Raw genomic sequence first — 2,537 nt, forward strand, 5'->3', positions numbered from 1 at the left:
GGAAGAGCAAGATGTGAAGGAACTGGAGTACAAGTTTAAAAACATCAAGATGAGGAAGTCCTCAACAAATGATACATCAATGTTTGTTTTCCAAACCAAAACACGTTTTAATAATTGGGAAAGTCTCTATAAAGACTCGACGATTAGTAAGTTGGATTCTAGAACGGATTCCACTTTTAAGAATACTCGTAACACTGTTTCCTTATCTCAAACGGCCTCAGCCGAATTAACACGCGTTAGCCAGCAAATTTCGATGATTGGACGCCGTCGGACAGATGTCTTCAATCGACACACAGATGCTTCTGGTTTTAAGGAAGATTTTATCACAAGGACTGCGGGTAAAGAAACTCCTACTCAGAACTTCGCAAACTTGACGGGAGTTTACCATCTGGCTTATTTGGCTGATCCACAATTAAACTTTAGTGGAAATCCTAATTTTAAGGTCTATTATAATTACAAAGATACTGGGAAAACTCTCTACTATGCCCAAGTAAAGGGGACTCCAGACTCCCCTATGCCTGCAACACTTTTGAAGTTAGAAAACAAGACGATTCCAAATGGGACCTACACCTATAAAGCGATTGCTTTTTGGGACGAGGAACTTCCTGACGTTCAAGCTCAGAATGGTTACGACTTAGGGGAGCTCGACGGCATTACAGTTACCTCGAAAAATTCGGTTTCTTATGACTTCGATGTGATCGTACAGGCTTCTGAAGCGAGTGGTGTCTACTCTGAAGTGAAGAGAGCTACAGATCAACACTTTGCCTATAATACCCAAGAGCACTATCCTGGTGATGAGATTGATTTCAGAGTGACCTATAAAAACGCAGCGAAACAGGCGGTTTCAGATGTCTATGTTTTATCATCCCTGCCGATGAAAGGCGATAAACAGCTAGAATCCAGAAATCGTGGTTCTGAATTTACAGTGAGTTTGACAAAAGCTTTAACACCACCTTCAGGCTGGGAGGTTCAATATAGTCGTATCGCGGGTACTGCTGCAGAAATTAATGCTTCACAATGGCTCACAGCAGATCAAGTGTCGGATTGGTCAGAGATTCGTGCAGTTTGTTGGCATTCGACTGCTCCGGTTGCTGCTGGAAGTAGGGTTCAATTTCCTATCGATGGAGCAGTTATCGGGCAAGATACTGCCCCAGGTGCTACGGCTTATCTTTCTTCGGCTCTGGCAAATGGCAGTTCCAAGTACACTGAGTCCAATAATGTTTCAATCCAAATGTCTACCAAACTGTCATCTGCAAGTTTTACCTTTGTGGATGTAAATGATCCGTCTAAGGAAGTGCAACTAGGCCAGGTAGACACAGTTGTAGGAAAATCTAATGGACCAATTTCTTATGATCCTGCTCGTCGAATTAAGAAATTGGAAGATGCAGGATATGAACTGATCAGTAACGATTTTATAGATCATACCTTTGGTGACTCGGCTAGTCCAAAACAATTCAAGTTTCAGTTTAGACACAAGATTACAGAACTAACCGAAACTGTTCGTGGAACTCGTGAAATTAATTATGAGTATTACAGAAAAGCAAAAAATCCTGATTTATCGCTTCTTCCTCCCAGACATGTAGAATCCCATTCGTTTACTCGAACGAAGAGAATCGATCAGGTTTTGGCAAAAATCCACCCAAATGATGCGACAGCAGGTGTGACTTACTCAGCCTGGTCTGTAGACCAAACTTGGTCTCAAGTGATTTCGCCTGAAATTCCTGGCTATTACCCAGGTGAAGATATTGACGCAAATACATTGTCGGGAGATGAGGCTCTTGATCAATATTGGATTAGTGCGATAAATCCGAGCGATGAAGAGTTGGAAAAAGAATTCTCTTGGGATAGGTTGGTGTATTATGTTCCGCTTCCAGTTGTACCTTCAGCAAGTGTAGCGAAATCTAAAGGCTTTCAAGGGCAGAAGCAGGCAGCAACGATTCAATTTGATGAGGATAGAGCAAGCGAGAGTGCGGTTCACTTTACAAAAGGGACAACAACCATTAATGGAGCAAAGAAATCCGTCGAACTAGTCCAAAGTAGTGTCTTTCTTTATGATGAGAATGGACAAAAGGTAACTTCGCTAACCATTGCCAACCAAGGGACGTACGATTTAGATCTTGTAAATAAAACAATTGTCTTTACTCCACTGAAAACCTTCTATGGTCCGGCAACTCCAGTTCGAGTTGGAGTGGTGGATAAAAATGGAGAGTCGGCTGTAACGACCTATACCCCAGTTGTTGAGAAAGTAACGCCAACTGGTACAGGTGATAAGACAGAAGGACTTCAAGGTCAGGTCCAAGAAGGTAAAGTGACCTTCACTCCAGGTCATGACTCAGTTCCATTCCCAGCTGATTCAACTCCACTATTTGACAATGGTACAACTGTGAAAGAAGTACCAAATGTTGGTAAATTCGAAGTGGATGCAGACGGTAAGGTGACCTTCACTCCTGATAAACAGTTCAAGGGTGAAACACCAGAGCTTGAATTGACTCGTGTGGATGCCAACGGAACTCCTGTTACTGTCAAGTACCAAGCGG

The 2,537-nt window shown here is 42.5% G+C and carries 1 pseudogene; it reads left to right on the top strand.

Annotated features, from left to right (window positions below):
* A pseudogene (locus AXF18_RS09800) lies at window positions 1-2,537 on the top strand (hypothetical protein); the annotation flags it as partial.

This window comes from Streptococcus sp. oral taxon 064, from assembly GCF_001683375.1.
Lineage (GTDB): Bacteria > Bacillota > Bacilli > Lactobacillales > Streptococcaceae > Streptococcus > Streptococcus oralis_S.